This is a genomic window from Pelomonas lactea (assembly GCF_043555885.1).
Classification (GTDB): Bacteria; Pseudomonadota; Gammaproteobacteria; order Burkholderiales; family Burkholderiaceae_C; genus Pelomonas; species Pelomonas lactea.
Window position 1 is genome coordinate 550,526 of record NZ_JBIGHX010000002.1, and the last position, 17,568, is coordinate 568,093.

The 17,568-nt window shown below is 67.2% G+C and carries 19 protein-coding genes and 1 other RNA gene; 15 read left to right on the forward strand and 5 right to left on the reverse strand.

The genetic code is table 11. The features are described 5' to 3' along the window. Positions 1-7: 7 nt before the first annotated feature. From ACG04Q_RS06765 to uvrB, 3 genes are all read right to left on the reverse strand, one after another. A complete protein-coding gene (locus ACG04Q_RS06765) occupies positions 8-1,228 on the reverse strand; it encodes an IscS subfamily cysteine desulfurase (RefSeq protein WP_394510139.1) in 1,221 nt (406 codons plus the stop codon). A gap of 28 nt (positions 1,229-1,256) precedes the next feature. Beyond that, a complete protein-coding gene (gene iscR / locus ACG04Q_RS06770) occupies positions 1,257-1,790 on the reverse strand; it encodes a Fe-S cluster assembly transcriptional regulator IscR (RefSeq protein ID WP_025563988.1) in 534 nt (177 codons plus the stop codon). A 186-nt stretch (positions 1,791-1,976) separates the two neighbouring features. Next, positions 1,977-4,103, reverse strand: a complete 2,127-nt coding sequence (uvrB, locus tag ACG04Q_RS06775; RefSeq protein ID WP_394510140.1) for an excinuclease ABC subunit UvrB — start codon at positions 4,101-4,103, stop codon at positions 1,977-1,979. A 106-nt stretch (positions 4,104-4,209) separates the two neighbouring features. On the opposite strand from uvrB, the gene ACG04Q_RS06780 reads away from it, so the two are divergent. The 9 genes from ACG04Q_RS06780 (at position 4,210) to ACG04Q_RS06815 (ending at position 10,211) form a co-directional block, all read left to right on the forward strand. Further along, entirely contained in the window at positions 4,210-5,397 is a 1,188-nt protein-coding gene (locus ACG04Q_RS06780; RefSeq protein WP_394510141.1) for an amino acid aminotransferase, read from the forward strand. A 128-nt stretch (positions 5,398-5,525) separates the two neighbouring features. After that, positions 5,526-6,848, forward strand: a complete 1,323-nt coding sequence (locus tag ACG04Q_RS06785) for a polyhydroxyalkanoate depolymerase (protein WP_394510142.1) — start codon at positions 5,526-5,528, stop codon at positions 6,846-6,848. Then, positions 6,845-7,489 carry an electron transport complex subunit RsxB gene (rsxB, locus tag ACG04Q_RS06790; RefSeq protein WP_394510143.1) on the forward strand — a complete coding sequence of 215 codons (645 nt, stop codon included), beginning with the start codon at positions 6,845-6,847 and terminating at the stop codon, positions 7,487-7,489. Before ACG04Q_RS06785 ends, rsxB begins: the two co-directional genes overlap by 4 nt. 21 nt (positions 7,490-7,510) lie before the next feature. Next, the gene (gene nth, locus ACG04Q_RS06795; RefSeq protein ID WP_394510144.1) at positions 7,511-8,155 is read left to right on the forward strand and encodes an endonuclease III; all 645 of its coding nucleotides are present in this window, start codon (positions 7,511-7,513) and stop codon (positions 8,153-8,155) included. A 14-nt stretch (positions 8,156-8,169) separates the two neighbouring features. Next, the gene (locus tag ACG04Q_RS06800; protein ID WP_268165868.1) at positions 8,170-8,382 is read left to right on the forward strand and encodes a DUF904 domain-containing protein; all 213 of its coding nucleotides are present in this window, start codon (positions 8,170-8,172) and stop codon (positions 8,380-8,382) included. Beyond that, the gene (locus tag ACG04Q_RS06805; protein WP_394510145.1) at positions 8,379-8,678 is read left to right on the forward strand and encodes a cell division protein ZapA; all 300 of its coding nucleotides are present in this window, start codon (positions 8,379-8,381) and stop codon (positions 8,676-8,678) included. Before ACG04Q_RS06800 ends, ACG04Q_RS06805 begins: the two co-directional genes overlap by 4 nt. Before the next feature lie 17 nt (positions 8,679-8,695). Beyond that, positions 8,696-8,876: non-coding RNA, 6S RNA (ssrS, locus tag ACG04Q_RS25705), on the forward strand. Positions 8,877-8,901: 25 nt separating this feature from the next. Beyond that, complete coding sequence (locus ACG04Q_RS06810) at positions 8,902-9,360, forward strand: EVE domain-containing protein (RefSeq protein WP_394510146.1); 459 nt, start codon at positions 8,902-8,904, stop codon at positions 9,358-9,360. Then, positions 9,357-10,211, forward strand: a complete 855-nt coding sequence (locus ACG04Q_RS06815) for a sulfite exporter TauE/SafE family protein (RefSeq protein WP_394510147.1) — start codon at positions 9,357-9,359, stop codon at positions 10,209-10,211. The genes ACG04Q_RS06810 and ACG04Q_RS06815 overlap by 4 nt, the downstream gene beginning before the upstream one ends. Here ACG04Q_RS06815 and ACG04Q_RS06820 read toward each other — a convergent pair. Further along, the gene (locus ACG04Q_RS06820; protein ID WP_394510148.1) at positions 10,208-11,209 is read right to left on the reverse strand and encodes a GGDEF domain-containing protein; all 1,002 of its coding nucleotides are present in this window, start codon (positions 11,207-11,209) and stop codon (positions 10,208-10,210) included. The genes ACG04Q_RS06815 and ACG04Q_RS06820 overlap by 4 nt on opposite strands. A 220-nt stretch (positions 11,210-11,429) precedes the next feature. Here ACG04Q_RS06820 and ACG04Q_RS06825 point away from each other — a divergent pair, with 220 nt between their 5' ends. From ACG04Q_RS06825 to ACG04Q_RS06850, 6 genes are all read left to right on the forward strand, one after another. Beyond that, entirely contained in the window at positions 11,430-12,650 is a 1,221-nt protein-coding gene (locus tag ACG04Q_RS06825) for a BaiN/RdsA family NAD(P)/FAD-dependent oxidoreductase (RefSeq protein ID WP_394510149.1), read from the forward strand. 158 nt (positions 12,651-12,808) lie between these two features. Then, on the forward strand, positions 12,809-13,021 hold the full coding sequence (gene rpsU / locus ACG04Q_RS06830; protein WP_012346814.1) for a 30S ribosomal protein S21: 213 nt from the start codon (positions 12,809-12,811) through the stop codon (positions 13,019-13,021). Positions 13,022-13,131: 110 nt separating this feature from the next. Further along, the gene (locus ACG04Q_RS06835) at positions 13,132-13,578 is read left to right on the forward strand and encodes a GatB/YqeY domain-containing protein (RefSeq protein ID WP_394510150.1); all 447 of its coding nucleotides are present in this window, start codon (positions 13,132-13,134) and stop codon (positions 13,576-13,578) included. Positions 13,579-13,587: 9 nt separating this feature from the next. Beyond that, entirely contained in the window at positions 13,588-13,932 is a 345-nt protein-coding gene (locus ACG04Q_RS06840) for a protein tyrosine phosphatase family protein (protein ID WP_394510151.1), read from the forward strand. Between the two features lie 100 nt (positions 13,933-14,032). Further along, positions 14,033-14,641 (forward strand): TRAP transporter small permease subunit, encoded by a 609-nt coding sequence (locus ACG04Q_RS06845; RefSeq protein ID WP_394510152.1) that lies wholly within the window; start codon positions 14,033-14,035, stop codon positions 14,639-14,641. After that, positions 14,641-16,209, forward strand: coding sequence for a TRAP transporter large permease (locus ACG04Q_RS06850; protein ID WP_394510477.1), 1,569 nt, complete (start codon positions 14,641-14,643; stop codon positions 16,207-16,209). Before ACG04Q_RS06845 ends, ACG04Q_RS06850 begins: the two co-directional genes overlap by 1 nt. A gap of 70 nt (positions 16,210-16,279) precedes the next feature. Here the strand turns inward: ACG04Q_RS06850 and ACG04Q_RS06855 are convergent, their stop codons facing one another. Continuing rightward, entirely contained in the window at positions 16,280-17,362 is a 1,083-nt protein-coding gene (locus ACG04Q_RS06855) for a TRAP transporter substrate-binding protein (RefSeq protein WP_394510478.1), read from the reverse strand. Positions 17,363-17,568 lie beyond the last annotated feature (206 nt).

A 17,568-nucleotide genomic window follows, 5' to 3' on the forward strand; every position in this document is an offset into this window, starting at 1 on the left:
GATGGGCTTAATGCGCGGCCCACTGAATCGTGCTGAGGTCGATGCCATCCTTGTACATGTCCCACAGCGGGGACAGCTCGCGCAGCTTGGCGACACGGTCGGTCAGCACGCTGATGGCGTAGTCGATCTCTTCTTCGGTCGTGAAGCGGCCGATGGTCATGCGCAGCGAGCTGTGGGCCAGCTCATCGCTGCGGCCCAAGGCGCGCAGCACATAGCTGGGCTCCAGGCTGGCCGACGTGCAGGCCGAGCCCGACGACACCGCCAGGCCCTTGACGCCCATGATCAGCGACTCGCCCTCGACGTAGTTGAACGAAATGTTCAGGTTGTGCGGCACGCGCCGCTCGAGGTCGCCGTTGATGAAGGTCTGCTCGATGCCCGACAGGCCGTCGATGAGACGCTTGTGCAGCGCGCGGATGCGCTCGTTCTCGGCGCCCATCTCTGCGCGGGCGATGCGGAAGGCCTCGCCCATGCCGACGATCTGGTGCACCGGCAGCGTGCCCGAGCGCATGCCGCGCTCGTGGCCACCGCCGTGCATCTGCGCTTCCAGGCGCACGCGCGGCTTGCGACGCACGTACAGCGCGCCGATGCCCTTGGGGCCGTAGCTCTTGTGGGAGGCCAGGCTCATCAGGTCGATGGGCAACTGGGCGAGGTCGATCTCCACCTTGCCGGTGGCCTGGGCCGCATCGACATGGAAGATGACGCCGCGCTCGCGGCAGAGATTGCCCAGCGCGACGACGTCCTGAATGACGCCGATCTCGTTGTTCACGTACATGACCGAGGCCAGGATGGTGTCCGGGCGCAGCGCGGCCTTGAACGCTTCCAGGTCGACGAGGCCGTTCTCCAGCACGTCGAGATAGGTCACGTCGAAACCCTGGCGCTCCAGCTCACGCATGGTGTCCAGCACGGCCTTGTGCTCGGTCTTCACGGTGATCAGGTGCTTGCCACGCGTCTTGTAGAACTGCGCAGCGCCCTTCAACGCCAGGTTGTTGGACTCGGTGGCGCCGGAAGTCCAGACGATCTCGCGCGGATCAGCGCCGATCAGCTCGGCCACCTGCACGCGCGCCTTCTCGACCGCCTCTTCCGCCTCCCAGCCCCAGGCATGGCTGCGCGACGCCGGGTTGCCGAAGTGCTCGCGCAGCCAGGGAATCATCGCGTCCACCACGCGGGGGTCGCACGGCGTCGTCGCGCCGTAGTCCAGGTAGATCGGGAAGTGCGGGGTCATGTCCATGGAACGACTACTTTTCTGAGTTCTTGTCTTACTTGCTGAACGCGCCACCCAGCGCAAACACCGAGTTCGGCGCCGTCACGCGGATGGGCTTGAGGACCGGCTGGCTGGAGATGGCGCGCTTGACCGGCGCCGCCTCGACCTCGAAGCCCTTGGCGAGTTGCTCGTCCGCCAGCTTGCGCAGCGACACAGAGTCGAGGTACTCGATCATCTTGGCGTTCAGATTGGTCCAGAGTTCGTGGGTGATGCAGCGACCGCTGTCCTCGCCCATGCAGTTTTCCTTGCCACCGCAGCCGGTGGCGTCCAGCGCCTCGTCCACAGCGACGATGATGTCGGCGACCGTGATGTCCTCAGCCTTGCGGCCCAGCGAGTAGCCGCCGCCGGGGCCGCGGGTGGACTCCACCAGCTCGTGGCGACGCAACTTGCCGAACAACTGCTCCAGGTAGGACAGCGAAATCTGCTGCCGCTGGCTGATCGCCGCCAGGGCGACCGGGCCGGTATTCTCGCGCAGCGCCAAGTCCAGCATCGCGGTGACTGCAAACCGGCCTTTGGTGGTGAGACGCATGTGAAACTCCTTGGCGAGTTGCCCGGACCGGATTTGTCCAGGCCATTGATTCGGGGTTAACCCGGGACGGCCGGACAATAGCCGAGCGAATCATTTCCGATGATTTTACTCGACTACTCAAGCTCGGCCTAGGGCGGCCGCGTATCCCCAGCGTTTGGCGGGACTTTTTGCTGCGCCGCAGCAGGCTCAGCGCGAACCGGTCTTGCGAGCCGAGTCCAGCGGCACGATGTTGTCGTGCACGCGGGCGCCGAACGCCTGTTCCCGCAACTGGGCCAGCTGGTCGCGCAACCGCGCGGCCTTCTCGAACTCCAGGTTGCGGGCGTGTTCCAGCATCTGCTTTTCGAGCTGCGCGATACGTTTGGCCAGGTCCTTCTCGGACAGTTCCTCGACCTTGGCCGCCGCCAGCAATTTCGCCTCGTCGCGGCCCGACTCCTCCGAGTAGACCCCGTCGATGAGGTCCTTGATGCGCTTTTGCACGCTGCGCGGCGTGATGCCGTGAGCCTCGTTGAATGCGATCTGCTTGGCGCGCCGGCGCTCGGTCTCGCCGATGGCCTTGCGCATGGACTCGGTGATCTTGTCCGCGTACAGGATGGCCTTGCCGTTCAGGTTGCGCGCGGCGCGGCCGATGGTCTGGATCAGGCTGCGCTCGGCGCGCAGGAAGCCTTCCTTGTCGGCGTCGAGGATAGCGACCAGCGACACCTCGGGGATGTCCAGCCCCTCGCGCAGCAGGTTGATGCCCACCAGCACGTCGAACGCGCCCAGCCGCAGGTCGCGCAGGATCTCGACGCGCTCCACCGTATCCACATCCGAGTGCAGGTAGCGCACCTTGACGCCGTTGTCGCTGAGATAGTCCGTCAGTTGCTCGGCCATGCGCTTGGTCAGCGTGGTGATCAACACGCGCTCGTTGACGTCGACGCGCCCGCGGATTTCCTGCAGCACATCGTCCACCTGATGAGTCGCCGGGCGCACCTCGACGATGGGATCCACCAGCCCGGTCGGCCGCACGACCTGCTCGACGACCTGCCCCGCGTTGTCCTGCTCGTACTGGCCCGGCGTGGCCGACACGAACACCGCCTGGCGCATCTTGCGCTCGAACTCGGCGAACTTCAGCGGCCGGTTGTCCAGCGCCGACGGCAGTCGGAAGCCGTACTCCACCAGCGTCGTCTTGCGCGCCCGGTCGCCGTTGTACATGCCGCCGAACTGGCCAATCAGCACGTGGCTTTCGTCCAGGAACATCAGCGCGTCGGGCGGCAGGTAGTCCACCAGCGTCGGCGGCGGGTCGCCGGGCTGCGCGCCGGACAGGTGCCGCGTGTAGTTCTCGATGCCCTTGCAGTGGCCCACCTCCTGCAGCATCTCCAGGTCGAAGCGGGTGCGCTGCTCCACGCGCTGCGCCTCGACGAGCTTGCCCTCCTTGACGAAGAAGGCCACGCGCTCGCGCAACTCCTCCTTGATCGCCTCGGCGGCGGCCAGCACGCGCTCGCGCGGCGTCACGTAATGGCTGCTGGGGTAGACGGTGAAGCGCGGGATCTTCTGGCGGATCTGGCCGGTCAGCGGGTCGAACAGCGACAGCGCCTCGATCTCGTCGTCGAACAGCTCGATGCGGATGGCCAGCTCCGAATGCTCGGCCGGGAACACGTCGATGGTGTCGCCGCGCACGCGGAAGTGGCCGCGGCTGAACTCCATCTCGTTACGCGTGTACTGCATGCGGATCAGGTGCGCGATGACGTCGCGCTGGCCCAGCTTGTCGCCCACGCGCAGCGTCATCACCATCTGGTGGTAGTCCGCCGGCGAGCCGATGCCGTAGATGGCCGACACGGACGCGACGATGACGACGTCGCGCCGCTCCAGCAGGCTCTTGGTGCAGGACAGCCGCATCTGCTCGATGTGCTCGTTGATCGCGCTGTCCTTCTCGATGAACAAGTCGCGCTGCGGCACGTAGGCCTCGGGCTGGTAGTAGTCGTAGTAGCTGACGAAGTACTCGACGGCGTTCTTCGGGAAGAAGTCCTTGAACTCGCTGTACAGCTGCGCGGCCAGCGTCTTGTTGGGCGCAAAGATGATGGCCGGGCGGCCCAGGCGCGCGATGACGTTGGCCATCGTGAAGGTCTTGCCCGAGCCGGTCACGCCCAGCAGCGTCTGGTAGCTGAGGCCGTCGTTGACCCCCTCGCACAGCTGGGCGATGGCCGTCGGCTGATCCCCCGCCGGCGGGAAAGGCTGGAACAGCTGGAACGGGGAGCCTTCGAAGCTGACGAATTCGCCCTTGCGTTCCTCGGCGTCTCCCTCCGGGGCGGTCTGGGCGTTCAGGGCGTCTTGCATCGGGTAAATCCTGGGAAAATCTGCGGCTTGCGCAATCCGTCAGCTTAAGCGCAGTCCCTCGCTGACCCCCTCCCCCTGCTGCCAACGCCCCTTCAGGAATCTCGACATGTCTTTGTTCGCCGACGTCGCCCTTGCCCCCCGTGACCCCATCCTGGGCCTGAACGAGCAGTTCAACGCCGACACCCGCCCCGGCAAGGTCAACCTCGGCGTGGGCGTGTACTACGACGAGAACGGCAAGCTGCCGCTGCTGAAGTGCGTGCGCGAAGCCGAGGCCGCCATGGCCGCGGTGCCCAAGCCGCGGGGCTATCTGCCCATCGACGGCATCGCCGCCTATGACAAGGCCGTGCAGAAGCTGGTGTTCGGCAGCGAGCTGAAGAACGTCGCCACCGTGCAGGCCATCGGCGGCACCGGCGCGCTGAAGGTCGGCGCCGACTTCCTGAAGCAGCTCAACCCGACCGCCAAGGTGCTGATCTCCGACCCGAGCTGGGAGAACCACCGCGCGCTGTTCACGCAGGCCGGCTTCACGGTCGAGACCTACCCCTACTACGACGCCGTCAACAAGGGCGTCAACTTCGCCGGCATGCTGGCCGCGCTGAACGCCGCCCCCGCCGGCACCGTCGTCGTGCTGCACGCCTGCTGCCACAACCCGACCGGTTACGACATCACCGCCGCCCAGTGGGCTGAAGTGGTGGCCGTCGTCAAGGCCAAGGGCCTGACACCCTTCCTGGACATGGCCTACCAGGGCTTCGGCTTCGGCCTGAAGGAAGACGGCGAAGCCGTGCGCCAGTTCATGGCCGCCGGCGTCGGCTTCTTCGTGTCGACCAGCTTCTCCAAGAGCTTCTCGCTGTATGGCGAGCGCGTCGGCGCGCTGAGCGTCGTCTGCAGCAGCGATGAAGAGGCCGTGCGCGTGCTGTCGCAGCTGAAGATCGCCATCCGCACCAACTACTCCAACCCGCCCACCCACGGTGCGCAGGTCGTGGCCGCCGTGCTGTCCGACGACAAGCTGCGTGCGATGTGGGAGGACGAGCTGGCCGGCATGCGCGCGCGCATCAAGGCCATGCGCTCGGCGCTGGTCGCGGCACTGAAGGCCGCCGGCGTCACGCAGGACCTGGGTTTCGTCACCGAGCAACTGGGCATGTTCAGCTACTCCGGCCTGACCGCCGCCCAGATGCAGCGCCTGCGCAGCGAGTTCGGCGTCTACGGCGTGGACTCCGGCCGCATCTGCGTCGCCGCGCTGAACGAGGGCAACCTGCCCGTCGTGGCCGCCGGCATGGCGGCCGTCATGAAGGGCTGACCGCCCCTCAACGCACCGTTGAAGTGCGCAGGATTGGCGGTTTGACCGCCAATCCATGTTGCAGCGCACAACGCTGCAAGCGTTTTCTGGCACCATCGGGCCATTCCTGACCCTTGCCAAGGCCGGCCATGCTGTATCAATTCTTCGAAACCCAGCGCGCCCTGCTCAGCCCGTTCTCCGAGTTCGCCGCCGCGTCGGCCAAGCTCTACAGCCACCCGCTGTCGCCGTTCACGCACACGCCGATGGCGCAGCGCTTGTCCGCCGGGCTGGACCTGATGCACCGCCTGGCCAAGGACTACGAGAAGCCCGAGTTCGACATCAAGACGGTGGAGGTCGACGGTGTCGACGTCGCCGTCCAGGAGCTGGTGGCCATCGAGAAGCCGTTCTGCCGCCTGCTGCGCTTCAAGCGCTACACCGACGACTCCGACGTGCTGGCCAAGATGAAGGACCAGCCGACAGTGCTGGTCGTGGCGCCGCTGTCGGGCCACCACAGCACGCTGCTGCGCGAGACCGTCAAGCAACTGCTGAAGGACCACAAGGTCTACATCACCGACTGGACCGACGCGCGCATGGTGCCGCTGGAAGTGGGCCCCTTCCACCTGGACGACTACATCCGCTACGTGCAGGAGTTCATCCGCCACGTTGGCGGCGCCGACTGCCACGTGATGTCCGTCTGCCAGCCGACCGTGCCCGTGCTGGCCGCCATCTCGCTGATGGCATCCGCCGGCGAGGCCACGCCGCGCTCCATGACCATGATGGGCGGCCCCATCGACGCCCGCAAGAGCCCCACGGCCGTCAACAACCTGGCCATGAACCGAAGCTTCAGCTGGTTCGAGAACAACGTCATCTACCGCGTGCCGACCAACTTCCCCGGCGCCGGCCGCAACGTCTACCCGGGCTTCCTGCAGCACACCGGCTTCGTCGCAATGAACCCGGACCGCCACCTGTCCTCGCACTACGACTACTTCCTGGACCTGGTGCGTGGCGACGACGACAGCGCCGAGGCGCACCGCAAGTTCTACGACGAGTACAACGCCGTGCTGGACATGCCCGCCGAGTACTACCTGGACACGATCAAGACCGTGTTCCAGGACTTCGCGCTGGTCAATGGCACCTGGTTCGTCGACGGCCAGCAGGTGCGGCCGCAGGACATCAAAACGACCGCGCTGCTGACGGTCGAAGGTGAGCTGGACGACATCTCCGGCGCCGGCCAGACCCGTGCCGCGCATGACCTGTGCGAAGGCGTGCCCAAGGCCCACCAGTTCCACTACGACGCGCTCGGCGCCGGCCACTACGGCATCTTCTCGGGCCGCCGCTGGCGCGAGAAGGTCTACCCGCAGGTGCGCGACTTCATCGCCAAGTACGAAGCCGCCCCGCTGAAGCAGACGGCCAAGGCCCCGCCGGTGAAGGCGGCGTCCAAGCCCGCCACCAAGCGCACCCGCCGCGCGTGAGCCTCGCGGCCCTCATCGACGCCGCACTGCCGCAGACCCAATGCACCCGCTGCGGCTACCCGGACTGCCGCCGCTACGCCGAAGCCGTCGCCACCGGTGAGGCGGAAATCAACCAGTGCCCGCCCGGCGGCGCCGAAGGCGTGGCCCGGCTGGCCGCCGTCACCGGCCGCCCGGTGCTGCCGCTGAACCCGGCGAACGGCATCGAAGCCACGCGCGGCGTGGCGGTCATCGACGAGGCCTGGTGCATCGGCTGCACGCTGTGCATCAAGGCCTGCCCGGCGGACTGCATCGTCGGCGCACCCAAGGCCATGCACGTCGTCGTCACGGCGCAATGCACCGGCTGCGAGCTGTGCGTGCCGGCCTGCCCGGTGGACTGCATCTCCATGCCCGAGGTGACCACCGCCACCGGCTGGGCCGCCTGGAGCCAGCCGCAGGCCGACGAGGCGCGCGAGCGCTACGCCTTCAAGCAGTTCCGCCGCCACCGCGAGGCCGAGGAGAACGACGCCCGCCTGGCCGCCAAGGCCGAGGCCAAGCTGGCCGACCTGCCAGCGGCATCGCACATCACCGACCCGGCGCAGCTGGACCGCAAGCGCGCCGCCATCGAGGCGGCATTGGCCCGAGCACGTGCCAAGCGAGGCTGAAGGCGGCTGACAATTGACGGCATGAACGCCGCTCAAGTCGAACGCTTTTTCGCCACACTGAAAGCCGCCAATTCGGCGCCGCAGACCGAGCTGGAGTTCTCCAGCGTCTTCGAGCTGCTGACGGCCGTGCTGCTGTCCGCGCAGGCCACCGACGTCGGCGTCAACAAGGCCACCAGGCGCCTGTTCGCCGTCGCCAACATGCCGGCGCAGATCCTGGCGCTGGGTCAGGACGGCCTCGAATCGCACATCAAGACCATCGGCCTGTACCGCAGCAAGGCCAGGCACCTGCTGCAGACCTGCCAGATCCTCATCGAGCAGCATGGCGGCGAGGTGCCGCGCTCCCGCGAGGCGCTCGAGGCCCTGCCCGGCGTCGGCCGCAAGACCGCCAACGTCGTCCTCAACGTGGCCTTCGGCGAGCCGACGATGGCGGTGGACACGCACATCTTCCGCGTCAGCAACCGCACCGGCCTCGCGCCGGGCAAGACGCCGCTGGCCGTCGAGCAGGGCCTGCTGCAGCGCGTGCCCGCGGCCTATCTCGTCGATGCTCACCACTGGCTCATCCTGCACGGCCGCTACGTCTGCCAGGCGCGCAAGCCCCTGTGCAACGTTTGCGCCGTCATCGACGAATGCGACCACGGTCGCCACCTAAAATCAGCATCCGCCTGATCAGAAGCCCCTCCATGGCCAGCCTCACCGACCTGACCGACCGCGTTGAGCGCCTGCTCGTGCGCCACGACGAAATCCTGCGCACCAACCTGCTGCTGCAGGTACAGCTGACCGCCATCACACAGGAGCGCGACAGCCTGCGTTCGCGCCTGAGCGCCGCCCGCGCCCGCGTCGACGCGCTGCTGGAACGCCTGCCCGCCGAGGCTCCCAAGGAGGAGCAGCCATGAAGCAGATGGAAGTCACCATCATGGGCCAGAGCTACCTGCTGGGCTGCCCGCCTGGCGGTGAGGCCGCGCTGACCGCCGCCGTGGCGCAGGTGGACCGCGAGATGAGCGCCATCCGCGACGCTGGCAAGGTCAAGGCGCGCGAGCGCATCGCCGTGCTGGCCGCGCTGAACCTGGCCTACCAGTTGGCAGACACGCCGCGCGAGGCCGCCCCAGCCTCCGCGCCAGCATCGCTTGATGTCGATACCCTCATCAAGCGCCTGGACGAAGCACTGGGACACGACGGCCAGCTGCTCTGACGGCGTAAACTCCGCCCCGTCCACTGCGTTCCTCCGGGGCTTTAATTTCCTTCATCCGATGCTCTATGAGCAAGGGCTTGGAATATGCCGGATGGGCGTGAGCGTCTCGCGTCAGATGAACCCGAAGTCCGGATGACCTGGCCCACCTGATTACCCCTGGGTGTTCAGGATCTCGGCCCCCAGGATCGCGGTGGACACCTCTTCCTCCCCTAGCATCAGCCCCATGAACTACTGGCTGATGAAGTCCGAGCCCGACGAGGCCTCCATCCTCGATCTGCAAAAGGCCGGCACGCTCCCGTGGACCGGCGTGCGCAACTACCAGGCACGCAACTTCATGCGCGACGCCATGCGCATCGGTGACGGCGTGCTGTTCTATCACTCGTCCTGCGCCGAGCCCGGCATCGCCGGCCTCGCCGAGGTCTGCAGCGCCGCCTACCCGGACGGCACGCAGTTCGACCCGGCCAGCCATTACTTCGACGCCAAGTCCAAGCCCGAGGCGCCGCGCTGGGTGCATGTGGACGTGCGCTGGCGCGAGACGACGCGGCTGCTGAGCCTGAAGGAGATGCGCGACGCGCCCGAGCTGGCCAGCATGGGCGTGCTGCAGCGCGGCAGCCGGCTGTCGATCACGCCGGTCACGCCCGCCGAATGGCAGGCCGTGCTCGCGCGGCTGCATTCGGCATGAGCGCCGGCTTCATCGCCGAGCTGCTGGCGCTGGGCCTCGCCGCCGGCTTTCTGGCCGGGCTGCTGGCGCTGGGCCTCGCCGCCGGCTTTCTGGCCGGGCTGCTGGGCATAGGCGGCGGCATGCTGCTGGTGCCCTTCCTGACCTTCATCCTGAGCCAGCGCGGCGTCGAGCCAGGCCTGGCCGTCAAGATGGCCATCGCCACGTCGATGGCGACCATCATGGCCACGTCGCTGTCCAGCGTACGCGCTCACCACCGGCGAGGCGCCGTGCGCTGGGACCTCGTCAAGGGGCTGGCGCCCGGCATCCTGGCCGGCGGCCTGCTGGCCGGCGCGGGCCTGTTTGCGCTGCTCAAGGGCGCTTGGCTGGCGTTGTTCTTCGCGGCCTTCGTCAGCTTCTCGGCGTGGCAGATGCTGCGCAACAAGCGGCCCGAGCCGAGCCGGCAGATGCCCGGCACGGCCGGCCAGTTCGGCACGGGTGCTGGCATCGGCCTGCTGTCGGGCCTGGTGGGTGCGGGCGGCGGCTTCGTCAGCGTGCCATTCATGGTGTGGTGCAACGTGCCGGTGCACTTCGCCGTGGCCACCAGCGCGGCGCTGGGCTTTCCCATCGCCGTCGCGAACACGCTGGGCTATGTCGTCGGTGGCTGGGGCTTGCAGCCCGCGCTGCCAGGCGCCTTCGGCTACCTCTACCTGCCGGCGCTGGCCGTCATCGCCGCTGCCAGCGTGACGATGGCGCCGCTGGGTGCGCGCGCCGCGCATGCGATGAACGTCGCGCAGCTGAAGAAGGCCTTCGCGACGCTGCTGTTCGCGCTCGCGGCCTACATGCTCTGGAAGGGGTTGAGCGAGTTGCTCTAGCCGAACGCGATGGACGCCAGCACGACCTGGTTGCCGCCGCGGCGCTGGGCCTCGTGCACGGCGTTCTCGCTGGCGTTCATCAGCTCGTCCTGCCGTGACGCGGTGTGCGGGAAGCTGGACACGCCCATGGAGACCGACAGGCCCAGGTCCTGACCGTTCAGCACGACGATCTGCGCGGCGCACTGGCGACGCAGCTGCTCCATGCGCGCATGCGCGGTGGCCAGGCCCACGCCGGACAGCAGCACCGCAAACCGCTGCGCGCCGATGCGGCAGGCCGAGTCCATCGCCCGGGTGTTGGCGCGCAGCATGCGACCGATGCCTTCGAGCAGCCGCTGCTGGGCCTCCTCGCCCAGCGTCGCGACGGCCGGCGAAGCGTCCAGCGCGATGACGACCAGCGCGAACTCGCGGTGTTCGCGCGACGAGAGGTCGATCTCGCGCAGCAGCTGATCGTCGAACTGCGGCCGCAGGTACAGGCCCGACACGTCGTCGCGGCCGGAGCCTTGCTGCAGTTCGCGGCGTATCTGCTCGATGGCGCTCTGTTGCTGCTCGATCTGCGCCAGCGCGCGCTGCAGGTGCGACTCGCGATGGCGCTCCTCGGTGCGCTCGTGCCAGACCGCCAGCAGGAACTCCTGCCCCAGAGCCATCCGCGTGACGCTGAACTCGCGCCGGCGACCGTTGATCTCCAGCTTGTGCTCGGACACGACCGCATGGCGCTGCGCCATGACCGTCTGCTCGACACGCCGCAACGCCGTCGTTTCATCGGGCCGCAGCAGCTCCGCATCGTTGCGCCCCACGACGGCGTCGCATTCGAACAGCTGCGCCAGGCCGGAGCTCGCAAACACATAGCGGCCGGTGGCCACGGCCTTGATCGCGGCCTGGCTGCCTAACGGCTCAATCAAGGTCACCAGGCCAGCCAGTGCTTCACCGCCCAGCTCGGCGTGACCGGCCAGCCAATGTGCCAGGCTGCCGGGCGGCGTCGCGGAAGTGTCGGCGGTCATGTCCATGGAATCGTCTGGGTGCGATCGCGTGCCGTCGGCGGGGAACCGGGGCGGGTCCGGGTGTCGAATGACTGTAGTGGGGCGCAAACCGCACCAGCAAGGCCGGCTCACCCCACAAACCGGGCCTCCCCCCTAGAAGCCCCGCTGGATCACTTGCAGGCATCCTACAGAGTTTCAACACCGCGACCCGCGAGAATGCGTCCCCATTCGCGGGAGGTCTATGCAGGGTTTTGATGTGGTGGTGGTGGGGGCAGGTGCCGCAGGCCTTTTCTGTGCGGGGCTTGCGGGCCAGCGTGGCCTGCGGGTGCTGCTCATCGACCACGCACCCAAGCTGGCTGAAAAAATCCGTATCTCCGGCGGCGGGCGTTGCAATTTCACGAATCGCGACGCCGGGCCGGCGAACTTCCTGTCAGAAAACCCCGCCTTCTGCCGCTCGGCGCTGGCGCGCTACACGCCACAGGATTTCATCAAGCTGGTGCAGCGCCACGGCATCGCCTTCCACGAGAAGCACAAGGGCCAGCTGTTCTGCGACGACTCCAGCGAGCAGATCATCCAGATGCTCCTCAAGGAGTGCGAGGTCGGCGGCGTGACGCGCTGGCAGCCCTGCACCGTGGCCGATGTACGACCGCTGCCTGACGGCGGCTTTGAGCTCGATACCAGCCAGGGATCCGTGACCGCACCACGCGTCGTCGTTGCCACCGGCGGGTTGCCGGTGCCCAAGATCGGCGCCAGCGACTGGGGCTTGCGGCTGGCCAAGCGCCTTGGCCACACCATCGTCGAACCCCGCCCTGCCCTCGTGCCACTGACCTTCGACGCCGACGCCTGGGCGCCGTTCGCGGCACTGGCCGGGCTGTCACTGCCCGTGGAGGTCAGTGTCGGCAGCGGCAAGGCGCGCGGACGCTTCCTGGAGGACCTGCTGTTCACGCACCGGGGCCTGAGCGGCCCGGCCATCCTGCAGATCTCCAGCTACCGCACGGCCGCAGACCAGCCGCTGCAGATCAATCTCGCGCCGGAACTGCAGCTCGACAAGGAACTGACCGAGGCCAAGGCCACGTCGCGCCGCCAGTTGGGCAACGAGTTCGGCGCCCACCTGCCACAGCGGCTGGCCGCTGCCTGGCTGGAGCGTGCGAGGCTGGACGCCGCCCGGCCGCTGCCCGAATGCCGCGACGCCGATCTGCAGCGCCTGGGCCGCAGCGTGCACGACTGGCAGCTGATGCCCAGCGGCGACGAGGGCTGGCGCAAGGCGGAGGTCATGCGCGGCGGCGTCAGCACGAAGGATCTCAGCTCGCAGACGCTGGAAAGCAAGCATGTGCCAGGCCTGCATTTCATCGGCGAAGTGGTGGACGTGACGGGCTGGCTGGGGGGCTACAACTTCCAGTGGGCCTGGGCCAGCGCGGCGGCCTGCGCGGACGCGTTGGCGGCCGCCTCAAAACCCGCGTGAGCAAATCTTGGCAAGTCCTTGATTTCCCGGCTACAATCCTCGGCTTTGCTGGCAAACCCCGCGCGTCGATTCGCTGCCGTCGTCAAGAAGTGACGCAGTAATCCGGAACCTGCTGCTGAAACTGGCCGCGAACACCGAGCGCAATCTGAAGGAAATACATGACCACCATCCGCGTCAAGGAAAACGAGCCGTTCGACGTCGCCCTGCGTCGCTTCAAGCGCACCATTGAAAAGCTGGGCCTGCTGACCGAACTGCGCGCCCGCGAGTTCTACGAAAAGCCCACCGCCGAGCGCAAGCGCAAGAAGGCTGCCGCCGTCAAGCGCCACTACAAGCGCGTGCGCAGCATGCAGCTGCCCAAGAAGCTGTACTGATAGCCTCCTGACGCGATCCGGAACCTGTTTGAGAGAGCAGTTCCGGTGAACTCCAGAACCCGCCACAGGACGCTGTCGCGGGTTTTTGTCTTTCTGAACTGGACCCTCCCATGAGCCTCAAAGACCGCATCACCGAAGACATGAAGGCCGCGATGCGCGCCAAGGAAAGCGACCGGTTGCTGACCATCCGTGGCCTGCTGGCTGCCGTGAAGCAGAAAGAGGTCGATGAGCGCATCGTTGTGGACGACGCCGCGCTCGTGGCCATCGTCGACAAGCTCGTCAAGCAACGCAAGGACTCCATCAGCCAGTTCGCCGCCGCCGGACGTGACGACCTCGTCGCCAAGGAGACCGCGGAGCTGGCCGTGCTGCAGGGCTATCTGCCGGAGCGCCTGTCCGCCGAGGCCGTGGCCGAGAAGGTGGCCGCCATCGTGGCCGAACTGGGTGCCAGCGGCCCCGGCGACATGGGCAAGGTCATGGCGGCCGCCAAGGCTGCCCTGGGCAACTCCGCGGAGATGAGCGCGGTGTCGGCTGCGGTCAAGGCCGCGCTGGCCAAGTAAGGAGCCGCCATGAGCCTGCCCCTGCAAGCGATCGCCCCTGACATCTGCGCCGCGCCGCAGCTGACGCCCGACGCCATGGCCGAGGCCGCCGCGATGGGCTTCAAGAGCGTCGTCAACAACCGGCCCGACTTCGAGCACGGGCCGGATCAGCCGACGTCGGCCGAGATCCAGGCCGCCGCCGAGGCCGCGGGCCTGCAGTACCGGCATCTGCCAGTGGCGGGTGGCCACCAGTCGCCCGAGGAGATTGCCGCGTTCGCCCGGCTGCTGGAAGAACTGCCGCGCCCGCTGCTGGTGTTCTGCCGTTCGGGCGCACGCTCGACCCGGCTCTTCGTCCAGGCGCAGCAACTCGGCTGAACCCCGTCGGGGCTTACCCTGAACGACGGCTCAAAGAAGCCGTCGGCGCTCGAGCGGTCGCTACATTGGCGACCGCTTTGCATTTCAGCCGCCCCGTCCCATGAACGCCCTGCTCTCTCTTGCGCGGCACATCGACAGCCTCAACGACCGCTTCGGCAAGCTTGCCGCCTGGGCCGTGCTGCTGTCGTGCTTCATCAGCGCCGCCAACGCCGTCGTCCGCTACGGACTGGACTACAGCTCCAACGCCTTCCTCGAGATCCAGTGGTACCTGTTCGCCACCTGCGTGATGCTGGGCGCGGCGCAGGTGCTGCGCCTGAACGAACACGTGCGCGTGGACCTGGTCTACAGCCGCCTCAGCGGGCACGGCAAGGTCTATGTCGACCTGTTCGGGCTCGTGGTCTTCCTGCTGCCGGTCATCTGCTACATGGCCTGGCTGTCGTGGGGGCTGTTCGTCGTCAAGCTCAGCACGGGCATGAGCGCCACGGACTCGGTCGCCAGCCTCGGCTTCACGGGCTACTGGGTCAAGCTGCTGACGACCGGTGAGGTGTCCAGCAATGCCGGCGGCCTGATCCGCTGGCCGGCCGTGCTGGTGCTGCCGCTGGGCTTCGCGCTCGTCGCGATGCAGGGCGTGGCCGAGATCATCAAGCGCGTGGCCTGGCTCGCGCACAAGTTCGAGATGGACACGCATTACGAGAGGCCGCTGCAATGATCTCGATGGAGAGCTTCCCGCCGCTGATGTTCGCGGGGCTGATCGTCGTCATGCTGATCGGCTTCCCCGTCGCGTTCTCGCTGGCGGCGCTGGGCCTGGCCTGCGGCTTCTTCGCCGTCAGCCAGGGCTGGTTCCCGCCGGAGTTCATGAGCGCGCTGCCGCAGAACGTGTTCGGCATCCTGTCCAATGACCTGCTGCTGGCCATCCCGTTCTTCACGCTGATGGGCTCGCTGCTGGAGAAATGCGGGCTCGCCGAGGACATGCTCGACTCCATGGGCCAGCTGTTCGGCCCGGTGCGTGGCGGCCTGGGCTACTCGGTCATCATCGTCGGCTTCATCCTCGGCGCCATCACGGGCACCGTGGCGGGCCAGGTCATCGCGATGGCGATGATCTCGCTGCCGGTCATGATGCGCTACGGCTACAACATGCGCTACGCGACCGGCGTGCTGGCCGCCTCGGGCACGATCACGCAGCTGGTGCCGCCGTCTCTGGTGCTCGTCGTGCTGGCCGACCAGCTCGGCCGCTCGGTGGGCGACATGTACAAGGGCGCCTGGGGCCCGTCCATCCTGCAGGTGCTGATCTTCGCGCTCTACACCTTCATCCTGAGCCGCGTGAAGCCCGAGCACGTGCCGGGGGTCCCGAAGGAAGCACGCACGCTGCAGGGCTGGGCGCTGTGGAAGAAATGCCTGCGCGGCATCATCCCCTCGGCCGTGCTGATCTTCGCCGTGCTGGGCTCCATGGGCGGCCTGCCGGGCATCAACACCGCCATCTGCACGCCGACCGAAGCCGGCGCGATGGGAGCGGTTGGCGCTTTCATCCTGGCCGCCATGCACGGCCGGCTGAACTGGCCACTGATCAAGGAGACCATGCTGGGCACCATGCGCATCACGGCCATGGTGGTGTTCATCCTGATCGGCTCGCGCACGTTCTCGCTGGTATTCCAGGGCGTCGAGGGCGGCCGCTGGATCGAGCATCTGCTCAACGACCTGCCGGGTGGCCAGATCGGCTTCCTCATCGTCGTCAACCTGTTCATCTTCTTCCTGGCGTTCTTCCTCGACTTCTTCGAGATCGCCTTCATCATCCTGCCGCTGCTGGGGCCGGTGGCCGACAAGATGGGCATCGATCTCGTCTGGTTCGGCGTCATGCTGTGCGTGAACATGCAGACCAGCTTCATGCACCCGCCGTTCGGCTTCGCGCTGTTCTACCTGCGCGGCATTGCCGACACGCTGTTCAAGAACGGCGCCATCCCGAAGAAGGTGCAGTCCAGCGACATCTACCTGGGTTCCATCCCCTGGGTAGTCATGCAGCTTGTCCTCGTTGCCATCGTCATCTTCTTCCCGCAGACGGTCACGGCCTTCCTCGACAAGGAGAAGGCGGTCGACCTGAACCAGGCATCCGAGCTGCTGCAACAGATGGGCGGCCACGACGCCAAGCCCGCGGCGGACATCAGCGCGGACGACGCCAGCAAGCTGTTCGCGCCCGAGCCGGCCGCGTCGGGTGCCAGTGCGGCGCCAACGGATGACGGCGACGCGGTGCGCCGCGCACTGGAAGAGGCAGCCAGAAAGTAGCCCGCGCCGCCGGCCCGAATGGCCACAAAAAAGCCCCGCGTCGCGGGGCTTTTCATTGGGGGGCAGCCGGTCAGAACTTCTGCGACTGCATGAAGTCGTCGAAGCCGGCTTCGGCGAAGCGGAACCACAGGTTCTGGTCGCGGCGGAAGTTGGCGTAGTCCTCGTAGACCTTCTTCCAGTTCGCGTTCTTGGCCGACAGCTCGGCATAGATGGCCATGGACTCCTTGAAGGCAGCGTCCATGACGTCCTTGGGGAAGCGGAACAGCTTGGTGCCCGAGCCCACCAGCTGCTTCAGCGCGCCGGGGTTCTTGGCGTCGTACTTGGCCTGCATGTCGATGTGGGCCATCGCCGAGGCTGCTTCGACGACAGCCTTGTACTCGCTGGACAGCGCGTCGTAGGCCTTGGTGTTGATGAAGAAGTCCAGCTGCGGGCCGCCTTCCCACCAGCCGGGGTAGTAGTAGTTCGGCGCCACCTTGTTGAAGCCCAGCTTCTGGTCGTCGTAGGGGCCCACCCACTCGGCGGCGTCGATGGTGCCCTTCTCCAGCGCGGAGTAGATCTCACCGCCGGCGATCTGCTGCGGCACGGCACCCATGCGCTCCACGACGCGGCCCGCGAAGCCACCGATGCGGATCTTCAGGCCCTTCATGTCGGCGATGCTCTTGATCTCCTTGCGGTACCAGCCGCCCATCTGCGCGCCGGTGTTGCCGCCGGGGAAGCTGATGATGTTGTAGTTGCGATAGAACTCGCGCATCAGCTTCAGGCCGTTGCCCTCCACCATCCAGGCCGTCATCTGACGGCTGTTCAGGCCGAAGGGGATGGCGCAGCCCAGCGCGAAGGTCTCGTCCTTGCCGAAGAAGTAGTACGGCGCCGTGTGTGCGATCTCGACGGTTCCGCCCTGCACCGCGTCCACCACCTGCAGCGCCGGCACGATCTCACCGCCAGCGTGCACGGAGATCTGGAACTTGCCACCGGTCATCTCGGAGACCTTCTTCGCGAACACATCGGCGGCGCCGAAGATGGTGTCCAGCGACTTCGGGAAGCTCGACGCGAGCCGCCAGCGCACCTGCGCCTGGGCGTGCACGATGGCCGGGGCCGCACCGGCGGCCAGCACACCGGCGAGGCCGGCGTGGCGAACAAAGGAACGGCGTTCCATGGACATGGATGTCTCCTGTTATCGGGTTTGCAAGGGAAAAGACGCGCCGATTCTCAGACGCCAACCCGCGCCGCGCGGCCCGGATTTACCCCGGAGCCGGCGGCATCCGGGCCGAGCGCATGCCGCACCAAGCGCAAGGCGGGATGCCGCAAGGGTCGCAAGCGCCGGCCGCAATCATCGGCATGCCGTACGCCGGGGTCGTGCCG

Bases quoted from the DNA above. Each gene is read 5' to 3' on its own strand.
- uvrB (WP_394510140.1), bottom strand. From the start codon at position 4,103: ATGCAAGACGCCCTGAACGCCCAGACCGCCCCGGAGGGAGACGCCGAG.
- ACG04Q_RS06820 (WP_394510148.1), bottom strand. From the start codon at position 11,209: ATGACCGCCGACACTTCCGCGACGCCGCCCGGCAGCCTGGCACATTGG.
- ACG04Q_RS06785 (WP_394510142.1), top strand. From the start codon at position 5,526: ATGCTGTATCAATTCTTCGAAACCCAGCGCGCCCTGCTCAGCCCGTTC.
- ACG04Q_RS06765 (WP_394510139.1), bottom strand. From the start codon at position 1,228: ATGGACATGACCCCGCACTTCCCGATCTACCTGGACTACGGCGCGACG.
- ACG04Q_RS06780 (WP_394510141.1), top strand. From the start codon at position 4,210: ATGTCTTTGTTCGCCGACGTCGCCCTTGCCCCCCGTGACCCCATCCTG.
- nth (WP_394510144.1), top strand. From the start codon at position 7,511: ATGAACGCCGCTCAAGTCGAACGCTTTTTCGCCACACTGAAAGCCGCC.
- ACG04Q_RS06815 (WP_394510147.1), top strand. From the start codon at position 9,357: ATGAGCGCCGGCTTCATCGCCGAGCTGCTGGCGCTGGGCCTCGCCGCC.
- rpsU (WP_012346814.1), top strand. From the start codon at position 12,809: ATGACCACCATCCGCGTCAAGGAAAACGAGCCGTTCGACGTCGCCCTG.
- ACG04Q_RS06800 (WP_268165868.1), top strand. From the start codon at position 8,170: ATGGCCAGCCTCACCGACCTGACCGACCGCGTTGAGCGCCTGCTCGTG.
- ACG04Q_RS06855 (WP_394510478.1), bottom strand. From the start codon at position 17,362: ATGGAACGCCGTTCCTTTGTTCGCCACGCCGGCCTCGCCGGTGTGCTG.
- ACG04Q_RS06835 (WP_394510150.1), top strand. From the start codon at position 13,132: ATGAGCCTCAAAGACCGCATCACCGAAGACATGAAGGCCGCGATGCGC.
- ACG04Q_RS06840 (WP_394510151.1), top strand. From the start codon at position 13,588: ATGAGCCTGCCCCTGCAAGCGATCGCCCCTGACATCTGCGCCGCGCCG.
- iscR (WP_025563988.1), bottom strand. From the start codon at position 1,790: ATGCGTCTCACCACCAAAGGCCGGTTTGCAGTCACCGCGATGCTGGAC.
- ACG04Q_RS06805 (WP_394510145.1), top strand. From the start codon at position 8,379: ATGAAGCAGATGGAAGTCACCATCATGGGCCAGAGCTACCTGCTGGGC.
- ACG04Q_RS06845 (WP_394510152.1), top strand. From the start codon at position 14,033: ATGAACGCCCTGCTCTCTCTTGCGCGGCACATCGACAGCCTCAACGAC.
- ACG04Q_RS06810 (WP_394510146.1), top strand. From the start codon at position 8,902: ATGAACTACTGGCTGATGAAGTCCGAGCCCGACGAGGCCTCCATCCTC.
- ACG04Q_RS06825 (WP_394510149.1), top strand. From the start codon at position 11,430: ATGCAGGGTTTTGATGTGGTGGTGGTGGGGGCAGGTGCCGCAGGCCTT.